The 22,026-nt window shown below is 67.3% G+C and carries 20 protein-coding genes, 2 tRNA genes and 1 other RNA gene; 5 read left to right on the top strand and 18 right to left on the bottom strand.

Annotated features, from left to right (window positions below; all coding sequences use genetic code 11):
• Window positions 1-49: 49 nt before the first annotated feature.
• Genes C995_RS0100120 through aceE form a run of 4 tightly spaced genes read right to left on the bottom strand, consistent with a single transcriptional unit; the run spans window position 50 to window position 6,848 of the window.
• The gene (locus tag C995_RS0100120; RefSeq protein ID WP_026278855.1) at window positions 50-1,021 is read right to left on the bottom strand and encodes an OmpA family protein; all 972 of its coding nucleotides are present in this window, start codon (window positions 1,019-1,021) and stop codon (window positions 50-52) included.
• A gap of 5 nt (window positions 1,022-1,026) precedes the next feature.
• Window positions 1,027-2,811, bottom strand: a complete 1,785-nt coding sequence (gene lpdA, locus C995_RS0100125) for a dihydrolipoyl dehydrogenase (protein ID WP_018862989.1) — start codon at window positions 2,809-2,811, stop codon at window positions 1,027-1,029.
• Between the two features lie 19 nt (window positions 2,812-2,830).
• Window positions 2,831-4,273, bottom strand: coding sequence for a dihydrolipoyllysine-residue acetyltransferase (aceF, locus tag C995_RS0100130; RefSeq protein ID WP_081618850.1), 1,443 nt, complete (start codon window positions 4,271-4,273; stop codon window positions 2,831-2,833).
• Window positions 4,185-6,848 carry a pyruvate dehydrogenase (acetyl-transferring), homodimeric type gene (aceE, locus tag C995_RS0100135; RefSeq protein WP_018862991.1) on the bottom strand — a complete coding sequence of 888 codons (2,664 nt, stop codon included), beginning with the start codon at window positions 6,846-6,848 and terminating at the stop codon, window positions 4,185-4,187. Before aceE ends, aceF begins: the two co-directional genes overlap by 89 nt.
• 274 nt (window positions 6,849-7,122) lie before the next feature.
• On the opposite strand from aceE, the gene rnt reads away from it, so the two are divergent.
• Window positions 7,123-7,809 (top strand): ribonuclease T, encoded by a 687-nt coding sequence (rnt, locus tag C995_RS0100140; RefSeq protein WP_018862992.1) that lies wholly within the window; start codon window positions 7,123-7,125, stop codon window positions 7,807-7,809.
• Window positions 7,810-8,035: 226 nt separating this feature from the next.
• Here the strand turns inward: rnt and grxD are convergent, their stop codons facing one another.
• From grxD to C995_RS0100190, 11 genes are all read right to left on the bottom strand, one after another.
• Window positions 8,036-8,365 carry a Grx4 family monothiol glutaredoxin gene (gene grxD / locus C995_RS0100145; protein WP_018860744.1) on the bottom strand — a complete coding sequence of 110 codons (330 nt, stop codon included), beginning with the start codon at window positions 8,363-8,365 and terminating at the stop codon, window positions 8,036-8,038.
• A gap of 80 nt (window positions 8,366-8,445) precedes the next feature.
• Window positions 8,446-9,540, bottom strand: coding sequence for a redox-regulated ATPase YchF (ychF, locus tag C995_RS0100150; protein ID WP_018862993.1), 1,095 nt, complete (start codon window positions 9,538-9,540; stop codon window positions 8,446-8,448).
• Window positions 9,537-10,157 (bottom strand): aminoacyl-tRNA hydrolase, encoded by a 621-nt coding sequence (gene pth / locus C995_RS0100155; protein WP_018862994.1) that lies wholly within the window; start codon window positions 10,155-10,157, stop codon window positions 9,537-9,539. The genes ychF and pth overlap by 4 nt, the downstream gene beginning before the upstream one ends.
• Window positions 10,158-10,189: 32 nt before the next feature.
• Window positions 10,190-10,891: a 50S ribosomal protein L25/general stress protein Ctc gene (locus tag C995_RS0100160; RefSeq protein WP_018862995.1), complete on the bottom strand. Its 702-nt coding sequence runs from the start codon at window positions 10,889-10,891 to the stop codon at window positions 10,190-10,192.
• 106 nt (window positions 10,892-10,997) lie between these two features.
• Window positions 10,998-11,954: a ribose-phosphate diphosphokinase gene (locus C995_RS0100165; RefSeq protein ID WP_026278856.1), complete on the bottom strand. Its 957-nt coding sequence runs from the start codon at window positions 11,952-11,954 to the stop codon at window positions 10,998-11,000.
• A 131-nt stretch (window positions 11,955-12,085) separates the two neighbouring features.
• Window positions 12,086-12,210, bottom strand: a non-coding RNA gene (locus C995_RS13690) — RtT sRNA.
• 33 nt (window positions 12,211-12,243) lie between these two features.
• A tRNA-Gln gene (locus C995_RS0100170) sits at window positions 12,244-12,318 on the bottom strand.
• Between the two features lie 144 nt (window positions 12,319-12,462).
• Window positions 12,463-12,534, bottom strand: a tRNA-Gln gene (locus C995_RS0100175).
• Window positions 12,525-13,418, bottom strand: coding sequence for a 4-(cytidine 5'-diphospho)-2-C-methyl-D-erythritol kinase (gene ispE / locus C995_RS13695; protein WP_026278857.1), 894 nt, complete (start codon window positions 13,416-13,418; stop codon window positions 12,525-12,527). The genes C995_RS0100175 and ispE overlap by 10 nt, the downstream gene beginning before the upstream one ends.
• Entirely contained in the window at window positions 13,415-14,020 is a 606-nt protein-coding gene (gene lolB, locus C995_RS0100185) for a lipoprotein insertase outer membrane protein LolB (RefSeq protein ID WP_018862997.1), read from the bottom strand. Before lolB ends, ispE begins: the two co-directional genes overlap by 4 nt.
• Before the next feature lie 44 nt (window positions 14,021-14,064).
• On the bottom strand, window positions 14,065-15,798 hold the full coding sequence (locus tag C995_RS0100190; RefSeq protein ID WP_018862998.1) for a tetratricopeptide repeat protein: 1,734 nt from the start codon (window positions 15,796-15,798) through the stop codon (window positions 14,065-14,067).
• Between the two features lie 252 nt (window positions 15,799-16,050).
• Here C995_RS0100190 and hemA point away from each other — a divergent pair, with 252 nt between their 5' ends.
• The 3 genes from hemA to prmC are packed head-to-tail and all read left to right on the top strand — an operon-like array spanning window position 16,051 to window position 19,288.
• Window positions 16,051-17,349 carry a glutamyl-tRNA reductase gene (gene hemA, locus C995_RS0100195; RefSeq protein WP_018862999.1) on the top strand — a complete coding sequence of 433 codons (1,299 nt, stop codon included), beginning with the start codon at window positions 16,051-16,053 and terminating at the stop codon, window positions 17,347-17,349.
• On the top strand, window positions 17,346-18,431 hold the full coding sequence (gene prfA, locus C995_RS0100200) for a peptide chain release factor 1 (RefSeq protein WP_018863000.1): 1,086 nt from the start codon (window positions 17,346-17,348) through the stop codon (window positions 18,429-18,431). Before hemA ends, prfA begins: the two co-directional genes overlap by 4 nt.
• Window positions 18,431-19,288, top strand: a complete 858-nt coding sequence (gene prmC, locus C995_RS0100205) for a peptide chain release factor N(5)-glutamine methyltransferase (protein ID WP_018863001.1) — start codon at window positions 18,431-18,433, stop codon at window positions 19,286-19,288. The genes prfA and prmC overlap by 1 nt, the downstream gene beginning before the upstream one ends.
• Window positions 19,289-19,338: 50 nt before the next feature.
• On the opposite strand, the gene C995_RS0100210 is transcribed toward prmC, so the two are convergent.
• Window positions 19,339-19,698, bottom strand: coding sequence for a hypothetical protein (locus C995_RS0100210; RefSeq protein ID WP_018863002.1), 360 nt, complete (start codon window positions 19,696-19,698; stop codon window positions 19,339-19,341).
• A gap of 163 nt (window positions 19,699-19,861) precedes the next feature.
• Here C995_RS0100210 and C995_RS0100215 point away from each other — a divergent pair, with 163 nt between their 5' ends.
• Window positions 19,862-20,611: a molybdopterin-synthase adenylyltransferase MoeB gene (locus tag C995_RS0100215; protein WP_018863003.1), complete on the top strand. Its 750-nt coding sequence runs from the start codon at window positions 19,862-19,864 to the stop codon at window positions 20,609-20,611.
• A gap of 1 nt (window position 20,612) precedes the next feature.
• On the opposite strand, the gene C995_RS0100220 is transcribed toward C995_RS0100215, so the two are convergent.
• Window positions 20,613-21,029 (bottom strand): hypothetical protein, encoded by a 417-nt coding sequence (locus C995_RS0100220; RefSeq protein WP_018863004.1) that lies wholly within the window; start codon window positions 21,027-21,029, stop codon window positions 20,613-20,615.
• Window positions 21,030-21,129: 100 nt separating this feature from the next.
• On the bottom strand, window positions 21,130-22,026 hold the full coding sequence (gene hslO / locus C995_RS0100225) for an Hsp33 family molecular chaperone HslO (protein WP_018863005.1): 897 nt from the start codon (window positions 22,024-22,026) through the stop codon (window positions 21,130-21,132).

The raw sequence follows: 22,026 nt of genomic DNA on the forward strand, positions 1-22,026 counted from the left end.
AATCCTTGTTTCGTCTTGAGAGTTATAGTCGGTTTTGTGACGGGCTTCACTACCAGCCCGCGGAGTCGGGGACGCCGACGGTCGAGTCGGGCACCGCCAGCGGTTCGGCCGGCGGCAACTCCTCGGGGCCGGTCTCGTCAGCCGTTTCCGCACCGGAGGATGGCTCGGCTGCGGCATCCGTCCCGCCCAGCCACCAGATGTCCACTCGGCGCGACCCCTCGCGCTCGCCGTCCGCCTCCGGGTCAACGCCGCCGGCCTCGACCGTCAATCCATCTTCCGGCACGCCCGCCTTGATCAGCGCCGCGCGCACTGCCTCCGCACGCTGGCGGCTCAGGCGCTCGTTCAGCCCGCGCGGGCCCTCGGCGTCGGTCAGCCCAACCAGGCGCACCCGCGGCCGTTCCACCGTACGCAGGGTATCGGCCGCGCGGGCCACCGTCTCGCGCCCCCTGGAATCCAGCTCGCGGCTGCCAGTTGCGAAATACACCGACCAGCGATCCAGCGCCCCGACATCCGGGCCCTCGGCACCGGTGTAGCAGGCCTCGAAGGCCTCGGCGCGCTGGGCAAAACGAATGCCACGAAAATGCACCGCGTCCTCGGCACCGGGGAAATCGACGCGCACGTCATGCCCCACCAGAAGGCGGGCCTTGAGCGCCTGAACCTGCGCATCCGGCACCCGGAAGCGATCCGGCCGCTCGGCACGCAACTCCAGATCCAGGGGCGACTTCGGACTCGCCCCCAGCCACTCCGGGGCCCCGGTGCGCAGCCGCGCGGAGGCATCCTCGGGCATCGCGTAGGGGGCACGCCAGAAGGCGCGAAGGGCCAGCCCCGGCCGGGTCTCGAAGCGCAGCGTCCCGCCGTGACGAACGCCCTGCTCGATGCGGCAGGCATCGTCCAGCTCGATCACCTGCCAGTCGCTGCGTTCCAGCGACTCGCGGTGAGGCATCACCCCTGCCTGAGCGACTCCGTACGCCAGCCACAGCCCCCCGGCGAACAGGAGAGGAAGGTGGCGCAGTACCGACACGGGAACTAGCGCTTCTTGGGCGGCAGGATATCGGTGATTGAACCGTGCGCGACCTCGGCGGCGAAGGCCACCGTCTCGCTGAGGGTCGGGTGCGGATGCACGGTCAGACCGATGTCTTCCATCTCCGCTCCCATCTCCAGCGCCAGCATCGCCTCGCCGATCAGATCACCGGCGGAGGGCCCGACCAGGCCCGCGCCGATCACCCGGCCATCGGCGTCGAACAGCAGCTTGGTCATGCCGTCCTCGGCGCCCAGCGCGATCGCCCGGCCGGAGGCGGCCCAGGGAAACACGCCCTTGGTGTACTCGATGCCGTCGGCCTTCGCCTGTTCCTCGGTCACGCCCATCCAGGCGACCTCCGGATGGGTGTAGGCCACCGACGGGATCGCGCGGGCGTCGAAGTGCACCTTGTGCCCGGCGATCACCTCGGCCGCGACCTTGCCCTCGTGGGTCGCCTTGTGCGCCAGCATCGGCTGGCCGACCACGTCGCCGATGGCGAAGATGTGCTCGACGTTGGTGCGCTGCTGGCTGTCGACCTCGATGAAGCCGCGCTCGCTGACCTGCACACCCGCCGCCTCCGCGTTGATCTTCGCGCCGTTCGGGCTGCGCCCCACGGCGACCAGCACGCGGTCGAAGGTGTCCTCTTCCGGCAGGCCCTTCGCCTCGCCCTGGAAGCGGCAGACGATCCCGGCCTTGGTGGCCTTGGCTTCGGCGACCTTGCTCTTGAGGAAGATGTTCTCGAAGCGCTTCTTCGCGCGCTTCTCGAACGGGCGGACGATGTCGCGGTCCGCGCCCGGCATCAGGGTATCGGACAGCTCGACCACCGTGACCTTGCTGCCCAGTGACTCGTACACGCAGGCCATTTCCAGGCCGATAATGCCGCCGCCGACCACCAGCATGCGCTCGGGGATCTCGGCGAGATCGAGGGCATCGGTCGAGTCCATCACCCGCTCGTCGTCCCAGGGGAAGCCGGGCAGCTTGATCGCCTGCGAACCGACCGCGATGATCGCGTGCTCGAAGCCGATCACCTCGCGGCCGTCGTCACCTTCCACGGCGATGCTGTTGGCGCCGACGAACTCGCCCGTGCCCTGCACCACGCGCACCTTGCGCTGCTTGCACAGCTGCTTGAGCCCGCCGGTCAGCTTCTTGACCGCGTTGCCCTTGTAGCCGCGCAGGCCGTCGAGATCGATCTCCGGCTCGCCGAACTTGATGCCCAGCGCGGCAAAGCGCTCGGCCTCGTGCAGGACCTCTCCGGCGTGCAGCAGCGCCTTGGACGGGATACATCCGACGTTCAGGCAGACCCCGCCGATCTGCGGGTAGCGCTCGACCATTACCACGTCCAGCCCCAGATCCGCCGCGCGGAAGGCGGCGGTGTAGCCACCGGGGCCGGAGCCCAGCACCAGCACCTGGCACTGGCTGTCGGTATTCGGATCGGCGGCGGCCTTGGGCGCCGCCTGCTTCGACTCGCTCGAGGCGGCCGATTCCGGTTGCGCGGATTCGGCCTTGGCGTCACCGCCGGCTGCCCCCGCATCCTCGCCACCCGCGGCATCGCCACTGGCTTCGAGGTCCAGGAGCTTGCTGCCCTTGGATACCTTGTCCCCGACCTTCACGTGCATCTTCTTGACCGTGCCAGCCTCGGGGGCGGGCACGTCGATAGTCGCCTTGTCGGACTCCAGCGTGATCAGCGGGTCCTCCGGCGCGATCTCGCTGCCCGGCTGTACCAGGACCTCGATGATCTCGACGTCCTTGAAATCCCCGATGTCCGGGACCTCGATGGTCTTCGTCTGGCTCATCCAGTCACTCCGGTTGCGATTACAGAAGCATGCGGCGCATGTCGGACAGCAGCGCGCTCAGCGTGGTGGCGAAGCGGGCACCCAGGGCGCCGTCGATCACCCGGTGATCGTACGACAGCGCCAGCGGCAGGATCAGGCGCGGCTCGAACTCCTGGCCGTTCCAGACCGGCTTCATGCTGGAACGCGACACGCCCAGGATCGCCACCTCGGGGGCATTCACGATCGGGGTGAACTGGGTCCCGCCGATCCCGCCGAGGCTGGAGATGGTCAGGCAGCCGCCCTGCATGTCCGCGGGCTTGAGCTTCTTGTCGCGGGCGCGCTGAGACAGGTCCATCAGTTCGGAGGCGATGTCGACCAGGCTCTTGCGATCCACATCGCGCACCACCGGGACGACCAGGCCGTCCGGCGTGTCCACCGCGATGCCGAGGTTGTAGTACTGCTTCAGGATCAGGTTCTCGCCGGTCGCATCCAGCGAGGCATTGAAGCGCGGGTACTGCTTGAGCGCGGAGACCACCGCCTTCATCAGGAACGGCAGGAAGGTGACCTTCACGCCCTTCTTCTCGTACTCGGCCTTCAGCGACTTGCGGAAGTCCTCGAGCTCGGTGATATCCGCCTCGTCGAACTGGGTCACGTGCGGGACGCTGACCCAGTTGCGATGCAGGTTCTTGCCGGTGAGCTTGTTGATCTTCGACAGCGGCTGGGTCTCGATCGGGCCGAACTCGGAGAAGTCGATCTCCGGCATCGGCTCGATTCCCAGACCACCACCGGCGCCCTGGCTCAGCGCACGCTTGACGAAGCCCTGCACGTCCTCGCGCAGGATACGGCCCTTGCGCCCGGAGCCCTCGACCTTGGTCAAGTCCACGCCCAGTTCGCGCGCGAACTTGCGCACCACCGGCGAGGCATGAGCCTTGCGGAAGGCCGATTCGTCGCGGATGTGTTCGGTGGGCGACGGGCGCGGATCGGCCCGGTCAGCGGCCTTCGGTGCCGGGGACGGCTGCGGCTTCTCGTCCTCGGGGGCCGGCTCGGCCTGCGCGTCCGAGGGAGACGATGTCTCCTCTTTCGACGCGTCTTCCTTGCCAGAGGCCTCCTCGCCGCCACCCTCGTCGGAGGGCTCCAGTTCCAGGATCGGGTCGCCCTCGCTGACGCGGTCGCCGGCCTTCACCTTCAGCGCCTTCACGGTGCCGCCCTGCGGGGCCGGGATCTCGATGGAGGCCTTGTCGGACTCCAGCGTGATCAGCGGGTCCTCGGGGGAAACGGTATCCCCGGGGCTGACGATCACCTCGATGATCTCGACATCCTTGAAATCACCGATGTCCGGCACGTGCACGGTAGTCGTGTTGCTCATGTCTGCTCCTGCCTCGGTACCGGCGGCCTCAGGCCTGCAAGGGGTTGGGCCGTTCGACGTCGATCTTGTACTTCTTGATCGCGTCGGAGACGGTCTTGACCTCGACGGTCCCGTTATCGGCCAGGGCCTTCAGGGCCGTGACCGCGATGTGGTAACGATCGACCTCGAAGTGCCGGCGCAGCGCCGCACGGGTGTCCGAGCGACCAAAGCCGTCGGTCCCCAGCACGCGATACTCGGCCGGCACGAAGGCGCGGATCTGATCGGCGTAGGCCTTGACGTAGTCGGTCGCGGCGACCACCGGGGCATCCGAGCCACCCAGGCATTCCTCCACCCAGGACTTGCGCGGCCTGGCCGCCGGGTGCAGGCGCGCGTGGCGCTCGACATCGCGACCGTCGCGGGCCAGCTCGTTGAAGCTGGTGGCACTCCAGACCTCGGCGGCCACGCCGAAGTCCTTGTCCAGCAGTTCGGCGGCCTCCATGGCCTCGCGCAGGATGGTGCCGGAGCCCAGCAGACGCACCTTCTTTTTCTTGCGCCCGCCGGCCTGCAGCCGGTACAGGCCGCGGCGGATGCCTTCCTCGGCACCCTTCGGCATGGCCGGCTGCGGGTAGTTCTCGTTCATCACGGTGATGTAGTAGAAGACACTCTCCTGCTCCGCATACATGCGGCGCATGCCGTCCTGCACGATCACCGCCAGCTCAAAGGCAAACGTCGGGTCGTAGGCGATGCAGTTGGGCACGTTGGCGGCCATCATCAGGCTGTGGCCGTCGTCGTGCTGCAGGCCCTCGCCGGCCAGCGTGGTGCGCCCGGCGGTCGCCCCCATCAGGAAACCGCGGGCGCGCATGTCGCCGGCGGCCCAGATCAGGTCGCCGACGCGCTGGAAGCCGAACATCGAGTAGAAGATGTAGAACGGCACCATCGCGACGCCATGGGTGGAATAGGACGTGGCGGCGGCGATCCAGGAGGACATGGAACCGGCCTCGTTGATCCCCTCCTCGAGGATCTGGCCCTTCTTGTCCTCCTTGTAATACATCACCTGGTCCTTGTCCTGCGGCTCGTAGAGCTGGCCGACCGAGGAGTAGATCCCCAGCTGGCGGAACAGGCCCTCCATGCCGAAGGTACGCGCCTCGTCGGGCACGATCGGGACGATGTTCTTGCCGATCTTCTTGTCGCGCGCGAGCAGGGTCAGCATGCGCACAAAGGCCATGGTGGTGGACATCTCGCGCTCGCCGGAGGACTCCAGCAGGCCGTTGAAGGCATCCAGCCCCGGGATCTCCAGCGGGGTGGCCAGCGGGCGGCGCACCGGCAGGTAGCCGCCCAGCGCCTTGCGCCGCTCGTGCATGTACTTCATTTCTTCAGAGTCGGGGTCCGGCTTGATGTACTCGGCCTTCTCCACCTGCTCGTCGGACAGCGGGATGTTGAAGCGGTCGCGGAACTGCTTCATGTCGTCCGCGTCCATCTTCTTCTGGCTGTGGGTACGGTTCTGCGCCTCGCCCGCCGCGCCCATGCCGTAGCCCTTCACCGTATGCGCGAGGATCACGGTCGGCTGGCCCTTGTGCTCGGCCGCTGCCTTGTAGGCCGCATAGACCTTGACCGGGTCATGGCCGCCGCGGTTCAGGCGCCAGATGTCCTCGTCGGACATGTTGGCCACCATGCGCTTGAGTTCGGGGTACTTGCCGAAGAAGTGCTCGCGCACATAGGCGCCATCACGCGCCTTGTAGTTCTGATAGTCGCCGTCGACCGCCTCCATCATGCGTTTTTGCAGCAACCCGTCGGTGTCCTTCGCCAGCAGCGGATCCCAGTAGCGCCCCCACAGGACCTTGACCACGTTCCAGCCGGCGCCACGGAAGATCGCCTCCAGCTCCTGCACGATCTTGCCGTTGCCGCGCACCGGGCCGTCCAGGCGCTGCAGGTTGCAGTTCACCACCCAGGTCAGGTTGTCCAGCTTCTCGCGCGAGGCCAGGGTAATCGCCCCCAGGGTCTCCGGCTCGTCCACCTCGCCGTCGCCGACAAAGCTCCAGACGCGGCGATTCTCGGTCTGCGCCAGGCCCCGGTCCTGCAGATAGCGCATGAACCGCGCCTGGTAGATGCTCATGATCGGGCCCAGGCCCATGGACACGGTCGGGAACTGCCAGAAGTCCGGCATCAGCCAGGGGTGCGGGTAGGAGGACAGACCCTTGCCGTCCACCTCGCGGCGGAAGTGATCCAGCTGCTCCTCGGTCAGGCGGCCCTCCATGAACGCGCGGGCGTAGATGCCCGGCGAGGAGTGCCCCTGGGCGAACAGCAGGTCGCCGCCGTGATCGTGCGACGGGGCATGCCAGAAGTGATTAAAGCCGACATCATAGAGCGTAGCGGCAGATGCGAAGGTCGCGATATGCCCGCCCAGCTCGGCCGATACGCGGTTGGCCTTGACCACCATCGCCATCGCGTTCCAGCGGATATAGGAGCGGATGCGGTGCTCCACCGCGCCGTCGCCCGGATACTCCGGCTCCAGGTGCGTGGGGATGGTGTTCACGTAGGCGGTATTGGCCGAATACGGGAGGTAGGCCCCGCTGCGGCGCGCCTTGTCGACCAGGCGCTCCAGCAGGGCGTGTGCCCGTTCGGGGCCGTCGGTCTCCAGCACGGAGGCCAGGGCGTCAATCCACTCCTGGGTCTCCTGCGGGTCGATATCGTGTTCGGTCGCGTTCGGGTCCATGCGTCTACCCCTGAAAACGGGTTGGGAATCAGGATGCCATCACGGCTCCAGGCCACCGGGCGGGCGGGCATTTGCTACCATGCGCCGGTGTTGGGCGGGCATAAAAGGCGCAAGTATCCCGACTGAGCCGCCAACAGGTCAAGCGAAAGCCGCCTATGGCGCCGATCTTCGGGAAAATCTGCGGGAAAAGCCGCAAACATCACGAAAGCCCGCCCTCTTGCCGCCAACACCCTCGAATACCGTCCGCCGCCCCCATTCAGGACCGAGCACACCGATGGCCGAACCCGTCCAGCTGGACCCGCAACACCGCCCCATGGCAAACCGATTTCGCGGCTTTCTACCCGTTGTGGTGGACGTCGAGACCGGAGGCTTCGATTGTCGGCGACATGCCCTTTTGCAGGTCGCGGCCGTGTTCCTGCGTCGCGACCATAACGATCACCTGGTGCGCGACCGCACCGTGAGCCTGCATGTACGCCCCTATGAAGGATCCGAGATGGACCCGAAGTCGCTGGAGGTCAACGGGATCGACCCATACCACCCGCTACGCGCGGCTTATCCTGAAGACCAGGCCATGGGACGGCTTTTCAGCGAAGTCCGGCGGGAGGTAAAGATCAACCACTGCAAGCGTGCGATCCTGGTAGGCCACAATGCCCATTTCGACCTTGGCTTCGTACATACTGCGGCGGAGCGCTGCGGGATCAAGCGCAATCCGTTTCACCCGTTCTCCAGCCTGGACACCGTGTCGCTGTCGGCCCTGGCCTTCGGCCAGACGGTTCTGGCGCGGGCGGCCGATGCCGCGGGATTGGGCTGGGACGCCGAGTCGGCCCACAGCGCAGCGTTCGATGCGGAGAAGACCGCAGATATCTTCTGTCAGATCGCAAACCGCTGGCAGGACGGGGTCGGCGTACCGAAGAGCGCCCTGCGCCTGCCCGAACCGGAAGAGCTGCCGCCGGGGCACTGACCCCGGCCCGGGGTAACACCCGCAGATCGCCACGCCCCTGCGCGGCTCTCGATGACACAACCGCAGCCCCGTCATTGCGAACCCCGCAGGGGTGAAGCAATCTCCCGGCGCGGGCACGAAGCGGGATCAGGTGGTCACATCAGGAGATCGCCACGGCCCCGGGCGGGGCCTCGCGATGGCGGGCGTGGGGTGCGCGGCAGCCCCTCGGGCCGCCGCGCCAAGGGTTCTAACTCGCGGCGCGCTTGGCGTGGGCCTCGTCGACCGCCTTCTTGAGCTCGCCGTTCTCGAACATCTCGAGGGTGATGTCGCAGCCACCGATCAACTCACCATCCACATAGACCTGCGGGAAGGTCGGCCAGTCGGCGAAGCGCGGCAGGTTCTGCATGACCTCCTGGTCGGCGATCACGTTCACGTAGGCGAATTCCTGCTCGCAGCGCTTGAGCGCCTCGACCGCGCGACTGGAGAAGCCGCACATCGGAAACTGCGGCGTGCCCTTCATGAAGATCACCACCGGATTGTCTTCCACCTGCTGGCGGATGCGGTCCATTACGTCCATCGAAAGTACTCCCGAAATTTGATGCCAGATCGGGGCGACGGCTACACGCGCCGCCCCAAGTTCATTTCCCAGTATAGCGCTCAGACATTGAAGCGGAAATGTACCACGTCGCCCTCGTGCATGACGTATTCCTTGCCCTCGAGGCGCCATTTCCCGGCGTCCTTCGCACCCTGCTCGCCATTGTTCGCGACAAAGTCGTCATAGCCCACCACCTCGGCACGAATGAAGCCGCGCTCGAAATCGGTATGGATCACCCCCGCGGCCTGTGGCGCGGTGGAACCCCGACGCACGGTCCAGGCGCGGACTTCTTTTTCACCGGCGGTAAAGAAGGTTTGCAGGTCCAGCAGCCGGTAGGCGGTACGGATCACCCGGTCCAGCCCCGGCTCCTTGAGCCCGAGGTCCGCCAGGAACTCGGCCCGCTCCTCCGGGTCCAGCACGGCAATCTCGGCCTCGATGGCCGCGCAGACGCTGACCACCTCGGCACCCTCCTCGGCGGCCCTGGCCTGCACGGCCTCGACCATCGCGTTGCCGCCAGCCAGCGAGGCCTCGTCGACGTTGGCAATGTACATCAGCGGCTTGATCGTTAGCAGGTGCAGATCGTAGAGCAGCCGACGCTCGTCCTCGTCCAGGTCCTGGGCCCGCGCCGGGATCCCCTGGTCCAGTCCGGCCGCCACCTTCTCGGCCGCCTTCAGTTGCGCAATCGCGGTCTTGTCCTGCGACTTCGCCGCGCGCGTCAGGCGGGTCAGCGCCTTGTTGGTGGTCTCGAGGTCCGCCAGCATCAACTCGGTGCTGATGGTCTCGATATCGTCCAGCGGGTCGACCTTGCCGGCCACGTGCACGATGTCGTCGTCCTCGAAACAGCGCACCACCTGGGCAATCGCATCGGTCTCGCGGATGTGGGCGAGGAACTGATTGCCCAGTCCCTCGCCCTGCGCGGCACCCGCCACCAGGCCCGCGATATCGACGAACTCCACCGTCGTGGCCAGCGTACGCTCGGGCTTCACGATCTCGGTGAGCCGCGCCAGGCGCGGATCCGGCACCTCCACCACGCCCACGTTCGGGTCGATGGTGCAGAACGGGTAGTTCTCCGCGGCGATCTCCGCGCGGGTCAGGGCATTGAACAGGGTGGACTTGCCGACATTCGGCAGACCCACGATCCCGCATTTCAGACTCATCGGGCTTCCTCGTCCTCGGATTTCTGGCGACCGGGCGCCTTTGGCCCGCCGCCATGCAGATTGCGTACAGCCTCGTCCCAGCGTCCCGCGATCAGCGCCGGCACCTGGTCCAGCGCGGCATCGATGGCATCCTCGATGGCGTGCGCATCATCCTTGCCGGGACGGTCCAGCACGAACGGGACGACCTCGTCGCGGTGCCCTGGGTGGCCGATACCGAGACGCAGCCGCGCATAGTTCGGCCCGCCCATGTGGCGATGCAGGTCGCGCAGACCGTTGTGACCGCCGTGCCCGCCACCCATCTTCAGGCGCGCCACACCGGGCTCCAGGTCCAGTTCGTCATGCGCGACCAGGATCTCCTCCGGCGGGATGCGGTAGAAATCCGCACACTTGCGCACCGACAGGCCACTCTTGTTCATGAAGCTCATGGGTTTGAGCAGCCAGCAGTCGGCTTCGGGCAGGGTCAGCCGCGCCGCCTCGCCATCGAAGCGGCTCTCGCTGCGAAACTCGGTGGAGTGACGGCGGGCCAGGGCATCCACAAACCAGAAGCCCGCGTTATGCCGGGTCTCGGCATAACGCGGGCCCGGATTGCCCAGCCCGACGATCAAACGAATCGCCATGGGTCAGAAAGGCACAGGAACGGCCGTGAGGCTTATTCCTTGTCCTCGGACTCGCCTTCGTCGCCGGAGGCGGCTTCTTCGCCACCCTCGTCCGCGGCACCCTCGGCCTCGGCGGCTTCGACTTCCTCGCCCTCTTCCTCTTCGGTCTTCGCGGCACGCGGGAGCAGGACACTGACCACGGCGTAGTCGTAGTCCTCGCCATGCATCAGGGCCACACTCTCCACACCCTTCGGCAGTTTCAGCTCGGAGATGTGGATGGTGTCACCGACGTCCATCTCGACCACATCGATATCGATGGCCTCCGGCAGATCGCCCGGCAGGCACTCGACCTCGATGTCGTTCAGCATGCGGCTGATCATGCCGCCGCCCAGCTTCACGCCCTTGCACTCTTCCTCGTTGTGGAAGTGCAGCGGCACGCTGACGCGGATCGGCTGATTCGCGCTCACGCGCATCAGGTCCACGTGATAGATGGTCGGCTTGAACGGGTGGCGCTGCACATCGCGCAGGATCGCCTTCTCGCTCTTGCCATCCAGCTTGACCGTCAGGATGTGCGAGTAGAACGCATCATGCTTCAGGTTGTGCACCATCGCGTTGTGGTCGAGGGTGATCGGCTGCGCGTCATTCTCGCCCCCGTACAGGATGGCGGGCAGCCTGCCGGCGCGACGCAGGCGGCGGCTCGCACTCGATCCCTGTTCGTCCCGCTTCTCGGCTTCAATGGTAAAACTCATGCTCATCGTTGCTCTCTCCAAATAAACACGCCCCATCCGCGACCAGATGAGGCGTGAGGCTGGGGGACAATCCCCCGAAATCGTGGCGCCAGAACGCCCTGCGCCCGGACCGTCAGTCCACGAACAGCGAGCTGACCGACTCCTCGCGGTTGATCCGGCGAATCGTCTCGGCCAGCATCTCCGCCACCGACAGCTGCCGGATCTTCGCACAGGCCTGGGCATTCGGCTGCAGCGCCAGGGTGTCGGTCACGACCAGCTCGTCCAGCGCCGAACCGTTAATATTATCAATTGCCGCACCAGAAAGCACGGGGTGCGTGGCATACGCACTCACCGAGGCCGCACCGTGCGCCTTCAGGGCCTTGGCCGCCTGACACAGCGTGCCGGCGGTATCCACCAGGTCGTCGATGATGATGCAGGACTTGTCGCGCACGTCGCCGATGATATGCATCACCTCGGATTCATTCGCGCGCGGCCGACGCTTGTCGATAATCGCGAGATCGGCGTCGTCCAGGCGCTTGGCAATCGCGCGGGCGCGCACCACGCCACCGACATCCGGCGACACCACCGTCAAGTCGCCGGAGACATGCCGCCAGACGTCGCCCAGCAGCACCGGCGAGGCATAGATGTTGTCGACCGGGACGTTGAAGAAGCCCTGCACCTGGTCCGCGTGCACATCGATGGTCAGCACACGATCGGCACCGACCGCCTCGATCATGTTCGCGACCACCTTGGCCGAAATCGGCACCCGCGCCGAGCGCACCCGACGATCCTGACGGGCATAGCCGAAATAGGGGATCACGGTGGTGATGCGGCCGGCGGAGGCGCGGCGCAGCGCATCCACCATAATCACCAGCTCCATGATGTTCTCGTTGGTCGGCTGCCCGGTCGGCTGGATCAGAAACACGTCGCGACCGCGTACGTTCTCGAGGATCTCGACCTGCACCTCGCCATCGCTGAAGCGCCCCACAATCGCCTTGCCCATCGGCAGGCCCAGGTGCTCGGCAACGCTCTGTGCCAGGCGGGGATTCGCGTTCCCCGCGAAGACCATCATTCGGCTCTTGTCGACCACGGTTTTTTCCGGTCTGGGTGGTGCGGAGCCGGCGGCCAGGCCGCCTGACTCCAAATATAGACCCCGGCGTGGCGCAGGGGCCTTTGGTGTATGGCGCAGTAGCGATATCCAGCATCACCACCCGCGTTGTATGGCTGGGCCGGCAGGATTACGGCGCTGCGCGCCGCCCTTCGGGCCGCCGCCAGTGGCGGCGTTCTCTCGCGGCCACACCGCTCGAGTCGAACCCGGTTCTCATCCTGCCGGCCCTTTGGCCGGTGCCGCGGCCGCAAGCGCCGCGGGTCTCGTTGTATGGCTGGGCCGGCAGGATTCGAACCTGCGCATGACGGGATCAAAACCCGTTGCCTTACCGCTTGGCTACGGCCCAATTGCTCGTTGTTGCCTGCCCCGACCCTGCCCGGGTTCCACTTCCGGAACCGATGGCGGATCGGCTGCCGCCGATCCGGGCCGGCAGGATGATGGCGCTGCGCGCCACCCTTCGGGCGCCACCTGCGATGGCGTGCTCTCGCGGCTGCGCCGCTCGGGTCGAACCTGGCGCTTAACGGGATCAAAACCCGTTGCCTAACCGCTTGGCTACGGCCCAACTACTCGTTGCTCGGCACCATCATCCTCGGCCGCGCTGCGCGGAAGCCACTGCCGCAGGGGCGAAACATTCGCCAGCGGCGTCACCCAGCTCCGCCAGGGACGGGGCTGTGCGGTCTGCGCCTGGCGCGCGGCCGCCTCGTTCGGGAACATCCCAAAGATGCAGCCCCCGGTGCCACTCAAACGCGCGCGCTCCGTTTGCCCGCCCATCCAGTCCAGTGCCTCGCCAATAGCGGGATACTGCTGGCGAACCAGCGGCTCGAACACATTACGAAAGCGCGCGACATCGATTTCGGGCGAAATTGTCTCGGCGGGACAGTCGCGTGTCAATTCCGCCGCGCCAAACATGGAGCCGGTGGCCACTGAAACGCCGGGGTCCAGCAGCAGCAACCAGGCGATATCCGGCTCCACCGGCACCAGGCGATCCCCGACACCTTCGGCCCAGGCCGCCCGGCCGCGCACAAACACCGGCACATCGGCCCCCAGGCCCAACCCGATCGCAGCCAGCTCATCCTCCGACAGCCCGAGGTCGAATAGATGGTTCAGCGCCACCAGCGTGGTCGCGGCATCGGAACTGCCCCCGCCCAGACCGCCCCCGATCGGGATGCATTTGTCGAGGTGTATCCGCACGCCGAACGGTGAACCGCTGGCATCCGCCAGCGCCCGCGCGGCCCGCAGGCACAGGTTGTTGTCCCCGTCGACGGCCCCGGCCGCCATTTCGATCCGACCGCACTCCAGCGGTTCAAAGCGCAGCGTATCCGCCAGGCCAACAAACTGAAACACGGTTTGCAGCTCGTGATAGCCATCGGCACGGCGGCCCGTGATATGCAAGAACCGGTTGATCTTGGCCGGAGCGAGAAAGGCCGCATCGAAACGGCCGCTCATGGCGTTGCCAAATGCCAGTTCGCGATGCGCACGCGCAGCTCCACGCCCTCGCGCTCGAGGTCCATACGTACGGGAAGCGCCACGCCGTCAACATCCTCGAACTCGCCGAACTCGATCACCCAGCCGGACTGTTCGATACGCAGGGGCAGGCCATCCTCGTCCGTCTCCAGCTCGTACTCGGCATCGGGCGCGAGCAAACCCCGCACCCAGTAGCGCATGCCGGAAACCGGGATCGACTCGTTCGCCAGGTAGGCGACCAGGGCATCGGGGTCCTCGGCCTGGTAATGCTCGCCGGCCCGCGTGATCAGCACCGCGGGTTGGTCCGGGGCCAGCGTCAGGCGCCCACCCCCACGCCCCATCGGGCCGGAAAGGTCGAGGACATGGCGCTCCTGCTGCACGCGCCAGTTCAGCTGCGCGGACCAGTATTCCACCTCGGTAGAAAGCCCCAGACGTGCCGCCAGGCGCCACTCGTCAAATGCCTTCACGACCTCGGCACGCTCGTCGAAGGCCTCCCGCGCGGCGGGATCGTCGGTGCGCGGCATCGGCGCGGCACAGCCCACGAGTATCAGCGCGACGACCGTGGTCGATGCCCAGCGGGTCATGCCCGCCCACGAGGGTGCGCGGGACTCTGGGGATCCAGGCGACATCACTCGAGAAGTTCGTCACGCACCCGCAACAGGCGCTCGTGATCCGGTTCGCGCTCCAGCGCCGCTTCCAGAATGGCGCGCGCCTCGTCCCGCTCGCCGCGCTCCCAGAGCACCACGGCGAGGTTGCTCGCGATCTCGCCATCGTCGGAGAGATCGTAGGCGCGACGCAGGAAGTCCTCGGCCTCGTCGAGACGCCCGAGGCGATAGAGCACCCAGCCATAGCTGTCGATGATCGCCGCGTCGTCGGGCTCCTGCGCGTAGGCCCGCTCGATCAGGTCCAGCGCCTCCTCGTAGCGGTCGGTGCGGTCTGCCAGCGTGTAGCCCAGGGCGTTCAGCGCCGCGACATTATCCGGATCGTTATCCAGGATCGTCCGGAAGTCCGCCTCGGCGGCCTCGATGTCGTCCTCGCGCTCATGCATCAGCCCCCGCATATACAGCAACCGAGCATCCCCCGAGAACTGCACCAGCCCGCGATTGAGGCGCTCGCGCGCAGCGGCGTACTCCCCCTTTTCGCGCAGCAGGTTCGCCTCACCGAGGTAGGCGCGTCGCGCCAGCTCGACATCCGGGCCCTGCTGCATCTGCTCGAAACGCTCGCGCGCGGCCGCATCGCCCTCGATCTCCAGCGTCATGCGCGCCGCGCGCAGACGAGCGTCATCGGCGTGATTGCCACCCTCGACCCGCTCGTAGGCCTGGCGTGCACCCTCCGGGTCCTCTTCCAGTTCATGCAACCGGCCGAGGTAATAGGCGACGTCGCCCTCGCGCTCGCCCAGGGCATCAAGACGCTCCAGATAGGTCCGGGCCGGCCCCAGCTGCTCGGCCTCGAGGTTCATCAGCGCCAGGGCCAGCAACAGCTGCGCATCCTCCGGGTCCTGCTCGACCAGGCGATCCATCTCCTCGCGCGCCATTTCGCGATCATCGTGCTCCGCCAGCATGCGGGCATAGCCAAAACGGGCCTCGCGGCTCTCGGGGTGATCAGCCACCGTCGTGCGCAGCACCTCCAGGGCCTCGTCGGACTCTCCCGCCTCGTCCAGCGCTCGGGCATGCAGCAGCCGCAGCGGCACAGCCTCCGGGAATCGCTCCACGCCATGCGCAGCCGCCTCCAGTGCCGGCTCGCCAGGGGCGAATCGCAGTGCGGCCTCGGCATACACGCGATGTACGCCCACATCGTCCTGACGCTGATCCGTCAACTTCCGCAGGGCCTCGAGCGCGGCCTCGCGGTTGCGGGTCTGCCCCACTACGGCCCCGAGCGCCGCATAAGGATCACCGCCCTGCACGGCCTGCAGGTCGATGACCTCGCCCATCTGCTGGGCGGCCGGATCAGGCTGGCCCAGGTCCAGCCGCAGCACTGTCGACAACTGCAGGGCATCCAGGCTTTCCGGGGCCAGCTGGCGCCAGCGCTCGGAGGACTGCAAGGCCTGGTTGCGGTCCTGGGCAAACAACGCAATGCGGGTCGCCCGTTCGGCGATTGCCGGGTCGTCGCTGAGCAGGGCTGCGGCACCGTAGTAGCGTGCGGCCTCCTCGTACTGCCCGGAGCGCACGGCCATCTCGCCCACCAGCACACCCAGCATCAACGCCGCTTCCGGATCCTGCGCCGGCATAATCGGGAGGATCGCGGGGCGATCGGTCTCTGCGGCGTTGGTCTCCGCTGCGTTGCTCTCCGAAGCACCCAGGGGCATATGGGCGCAGCCCGCCAGCAATACTGCGGCCAGTGCCGCGAACAGGGGACGAATCATTTCGGGTCCGATCGGATTACTCCATTGCATGTCTGGGCAACTCGGATGAGTGCACTTTGAATACGTCACTAGTGGGACGCCCATCCAGCGCCACGGTTCCGAACCGCACTGCGCGCGGCATTCAGAGAACCACTGTAACGGACGGCACAGGTCAGTACACTACGTACTTGACCCTTTGGGGGCACGCCTCTCCCCCGGCGACGAGTATGTCTTGGGGCCTTTTCCGGCCATTTGCGGCACAATAGCGTCAGCATGCTGTTCACTCTTGGCATTAACCACAAGACCGCTCCGGTCGCGATCCGCGAACGGCTGTCGGTGAATGAAAGCCAGCTCGGCGAGGCCCTGCACTCGCTGCGCTCGGGTGTCCTGTTGCCGGAAACCGCGATCCTGTCGACCTGCAACCGCACCGAGGTGTACTTCCGCGAGGGCGGCAAGCAGTCGGAACACCGCGTGCTGGACTGGCTGGGCGGCTACCACGGCATCGACCGTGACGAACTCAGGCCCTACCTCTACCTGCACCACGATGGCTCCGCCGTGCGCCACACCCTGCGCGTGGCGAGCGGCCTGGACTCGCTGGTCCTCGGCGAGCCCCAGATCCTCGGGCAGATGAAGACGGCCTACCAGCATGCCCACGACGCCGGCACGCTGGGCCGCTCGCTGGAGCGCCTGTTCCAGCATGCCTTCGCCACCGCGAAGGACGTGCGCACCCAGACCGCGATCGGGCAGAGCGCCGTCTCGGTGGCCTTTGCCGCGGTCTCGCTGGCGCGCCAGATCTTTGGCGACCTGAAGCCGCTGACCGCGCTGGTGATCGGCGCCGGGGAGACGATCGAACTGGCGCTGCAGCACCTGTCCGGCCACGGGATCGGCCAGGTGATCGTGGCCAACCGAACCGAGGAGCGCGCCCAGGCCGTGGCCGAACGCTTCGATGCCCAGGCGATCAGCCTGAACCAGTTGCCGGATCGTCTGGCCGAGGCCGACATCGTTATCTCGTCGACCGCCGCGCCGCTGCCGATCCTCGGCAAGGGGGCGGTGGAACGCGCCCTGCGCAAGCGCCGGCACAAGCCGATCTTCATGGTCGACATCGCCGTCCCGCGCGACATCGAACCCGAGGTCGGCCAGCTCGAGGACGTCTACCTCTATACGGTGGACGACCTCCAGGAAGTGATCGACGAGAACATGGCCTCGCGCCAGGCCGCCGCCGCCCAGGCCGAGGAGATCATTACCCAGCGCGCCAGCGAATTCATGCGCTGGCTGCGCGCCCGCGACTCCGTCGACAGCATCCGCCAGCTGCGTCAGCGCGCCGAGGCCGTCAAGGCCGAATCCCTGGCCAAGGCCGAGGCGATGCTGCGCGCCGGAAAGTCGCCGGAAGAGGCCATGCAGCTGCTGGCCCACAGCCTGACCAACAAGCTGATGCACGCCCCCTGCAAGTCGCTGAACACCGCCGCCCACGAGGGCGACGCGCGCCTGCTCGATGCCGCCCATCGGCTGTTCCAGCTGCCCAGCCCGGAAGACGACCCCGGCCACGACCCCGAGTCCGGCACCCGTTCGTGAAGGCCTCGTTCCGCACCAAGCTCGAGGGCCTGGCCGAGCGCCATGCCGAGATCGCGCAGCTGCTGGCCACGCCGGACGCCGCCGAGGACGCCGACCAGCTGCGCCGCCTGTCGCAGGAATACAGCCAGCTGGAACCGGTCGCCGAGGCCTGGAAGGCCTGGCACGACAACCAGGGCGCACTGGAAGAGGCCCGCGCGATGCTGGAGGAGGACGACCCCGAGCTGCGCGCAATGGCCGAGGCCGAGATCGAAACCCTGACGGAACAGACCGAGGCACTGGAGGCCGAGCTCCATCGCCATCTGATCCCGAAGGACCCGCACGACAACGCCAACGTGTTCCTCGAGATTCGCGCCGGCACCGGCGGCGACGAGGCCGCGATCTTTGCCGGCGATCTGCTGCGCATGTACACCCGCTATGCCGAACAAAAGGGCTGGAGGCTGGAGATCCTTAGCGCCAGCGAGGGCGAACACGGCGGCTACCGCGAGGTGATCGCCCGCCTGGCCGGCCAGGGCGCCTTCTCGCGACTCAAGTTCGAATCCGGCGCCCACCGCGTGCAGCGCGTCCCGGAGACCGAATCCCAGGGCCGCATCCACACCTCCGCGGCCACCGTCGCCATCCTGCCGGAGCTGGACGAGGTCGAGATGCCGGAGATCAACCCGGCCGACCTGCGCGTGGACACCTTCCGCGCCTCCGGGGCCGGCGGTCAGCACGTCAACAAGACCGACTCCGCGATCCGCCTGACCCACCTGCCCACCGGCATCGTGGTCGAGTGCCAGGAAGAACGCTCGCAGCACAAGAACCGCGCCAAGGCCATGACCTACCTCGCCGCCCGCCTGTTCGAGGCCGAGCGCGAGGCGCAGGCCGCCGCGCAGAGCGCCGAGCGCAAGAGCCTGGTCGGCAGCGGCGACCGCTCCGAGCGCATCCGCACCTACAACTTCCCGCAGGGCCGAGTGACCGACCACCGCATCAACCTGACCCTGTACAAGCTGGAACAGGTGATGGCCGGCGACCTCGACTCGGTGATCGACCCGCTGATCCACGAATACCAGGCCGAACAGCTCGCCACCCTCGCGGAGGCGTAATGGAAACGCCCGCGACGCTGGATGCCCTGCTGCGCGAACTTCGCCGCCGCCTGCAGGCGGCCGGATTGGAAGAGCCGGGGCTCGAGGCCCGCCTGCTGCTTGGCGCGGCGACCGGGCTCGACACCAGCACCCTGATCGCCCGCGGGCTCGACGCCCCCACCGCGTCGCAGCGCGAACGTGCCGACGCCCTGTGCCAGCGCCGCGAGGCGGGCGAGCCGATCGCCCACATCCTCGGCCGGCGTGCCTTCTGGACCCTTGATCTCGAGGTCTCCGCCGCCTGCCTGATCCCGCGCCCGGAGACCGAACTGCTGGTGGAACGGGCAATCGCGGCCATCGACGCCTGCGAGCGCGCGCATCCCCGGGTACTGGACCTGGGCACCGGCAGCGGCGCGATCATCCTCGCGCTGAAGGCGGAACGCCCGGCCATCGAGGCCGTCGCCACCGACCGCAGCCCGGACGCCCTGCGCCAGGCCCGCGCCAACGCCGACGCCCTGGGACTCGACGTGACCTTCCTGCAAGGGACGTGGCTCTCCCCTTTTACGCCCGGCGAAGCCTTCGACGTGATCGTCAGCAACCCGCCCTACATTGCCCCCAACGACCCCCACCTGAACCGCGGCGACCTGCGTTTCGAGCCACGGGAGGCGCTGGCCGCGCCGGAAGGCGGGCTCGGCGACCTGTACACCATCATCGATACCACACCCGCCCACCTGCTCCCGGGTGCCCCGCTGCTACTGGAACACGGGTTCGATCAGGCCCGCGACGTTCGGGCCCGCATGGCCCAGGTGGGTTATCGCGAGGTGCGGAGCCTTTGTGACCCCGCCGGGCACGAGCGCGTCACGATCGGCACCCGCGCGTAAAAAAAGCCCCGGCGCGAACGCCGGGGCCAACAGTGTGGTGCGGATGCTGCCTAGAACGGCAGATGCAGGTGCAAGTTCATCGAGCCGCTGGGCGAGCGATGCCGCGGGCGGCTGTAGTAATGGTGATGATGGTGCTCCTGGTAGCTGTGGTAATGGCGATGCTGGTGGCCCCGCCCACGTTTATACGAGCGCTTGGAGTGCTTGTAGCCGCGATAGCCGGGATGGCTGCGGGCATGCGGCGGGCCGCCATAATGGCCCGGGCGGTGATGCACATGTTGCAGGGCCTCAGGGTCGAATGCGGCGGCGCTGGTGTGCACAAAGCCGGAGACCGGCTGGGCCGCATGCACCGGGGCTGCCAGGGCAAACGCCAGCAACGCCGCCGGCGCCAGGGCGATCATCAAGCCTTTCATCGTGTACCTCCTTGGACTGCGCAACTGGCAGAATTGCCACGGTCCAAATTACGGGGTCTTCCTGAACGGTTCCTAACCGCGGCGCCGGAGGAGCGTGACGCCGGTTACACTTTGCCGTACTACGTCACTAACCCTTGACCTAATTCACACTGGAGAACGCCCCGTGGATGACGCGGAACTGCTGCGCTACAGCCGCCAGATCATGCTGCCCGGTGTCGGGGTCGAGGGACAGCAGCGCCTGCAGGAGGCCCACGCGGTCATCATGGGCCTGGGCGGGCTGGGTTCGCCGGTAGCCGCCTACCTCGCAGCCGCCGGGGTCGGACGACTCACGCTGGTCGACCCGGACCATGTCGAGGTGACGAACCTGCAGCGGCAGATCCTGCATACGGACGCGGATATCGGCCGCGACAAAGTGGAGTCCGCCGCGCGGCGCATCGCGGCGATGAATCCGAACTGCCGGGTCGAGACCCGTGCCGAACGCCTGGACGTGGCTGCGATGACCACCCTGTTCGCGGAGGCCGACGTGGTCCTGGACGGCACCGACAACTTCGCCAGCCGGGGCGCAATCAACCGCGCGGCTGTTGCCAGCGGTACCCCCCTGGTCTCCGGCGCGGTAATCCGCTTCGAAGGGCAGCTCACCACCTTCGACTACCGCGACCCCGAGGCCGCCTGCTACCACTGCCTGTATGGCGAGGGCGGCGGGGACGAGGACACCTGCGCGGCCAATGGCGTGCTGGCCAGTCTCCCGGGGGTGATCGGCAGCCTGCAGGCCACCGAGGCGCTCAAATTGCTAATCGGACTCCCGACGCTGAACGGGCGGCTGCTGATCGTGGATGCGACCCGCATGCAGTTTCGCGAAATTCGTCTGCGCCGCGACCCGGGTTGCCCGGTCTGCGCACAGCGTCCGGCCTGAGTCAGGCGCTGGAGCGGGGCCGGAAGGCGACCACCTGACCACGGGGGATGCGCTGATCCTCCTCGGCCAAGGCAGCGGTCAGGCGATCGGCCATGCAGGCCAGGGCACGATTGGTGACCATGGTTGCCATGGAGTGGTAGAGGCGCAACTCGCAGGCCACCGGGCGATGCAGATTGTGCCGGTGGGCGGCGCGGAACGAGGTCCAGGCCACCACCGGCATGTCGTTGAGCACGCGATCCACCACGACCCAGGCATCCGGCTGCAGGATCAGGTCCAGGTGCTTCAGGATTGGCAGGGGCAGACGGATCTCGGGGCCCAGCCGCCGCAGGGCCAGGGCCACCTGGTTGTAATAGCGGGCCTCGACCTGCCATCCGGGCCGGGTATCCAGAGTGGGAATCTCGGTATGCCGGGAATACATGACCAGCCCCCCGCCAGGAAAACACTGCTGCCTTTGCTATCTCTATAGCAAAGACCGCCGCTCGGCGGGAAGATTCCGCGCCCGATTGTTTCGCGAGCGGTTACTGACGCGTATCGGGGGTCGGTGGCTGGACCGTCCGGGTGGCGCAGAGGGCCTCGGCATCCACCGGGTCGAAGTGGTACTGCGCATTGCAGAACTCGCAGGTCACCTCGATGCGACCCTGCTCCTCGATGATGCTGCGGATCTCGTCCTGCCCGAGGCCGCGCAGGGTCTCGGCCACCCGCTCGCGCGAGCAGGGGCAGTGAAACTGGACCGGGGTCCCGTCGAACAGACGCACACGCTCCTCGGCGAACAGCCGGCCGAGCAGCGTGCCGGCATCCAGCTCCAGCATCTCCTCGGGGGTAGTGGTATCGGCCAGGATGTTCGCGCGGCTCCAGTCCTCGGAGTCACGCGTGACCGCATGACCGCCCTCGCCCGGCACGGCCTGCAGGAGCATCCCGGCGGCCGACCGGTCATTGGCCGCCAGCCACAGCCGGGTAGGCAGCTGCTCGGAACGCTCGAAGTACACGTTCATCGCATCCGCCAGGGTCTCGCCCTCGAGCTCGACCACGCCCTGGTAGCGCTCGCCGCCATCGCCCGGGTCCAGCGTCAGCATCAACCGGGCGTTGTCGCCGGCACACTGGGCCAGCGTCGCATCGTCGGGGGGCGTCTCGCGGAAGCGCGCCAGGCCACGCAGCCGACCCTGGCCATCGGCCTGGGCCACGATCATGTGCACGGGACCGGTGCCGGTCACCTGCAGGATCAGCGAGCCGTCGAACTTGAGCGTGGCGGCCGTCAGTGCAACGGCCGCGTAGGCCTGGCCCAGGAGGTCGCGCACCACCGGCGGATAGTCGTGGCGCTCCAGCAGGGCCTGCCAGGCGGCATCCAGGTGCACCCACTCGCCACGCACCCCGGCCTCCTCCAGCATGAAGCGGTGGAGGGTGTCGGTTTCACGCAT

This window comes from Thioalkalivibrio sp. ARh3, from assembly GCF_000377265.1.
Lineage (GTDB): Bacteria > Pseudomonadota > Gammaproteobacteria > Ectothiorhodospirales > Ectothiorhodospiraceae > Thioalkalivibrio > Thioalkalivibrio thiocyanoxidans.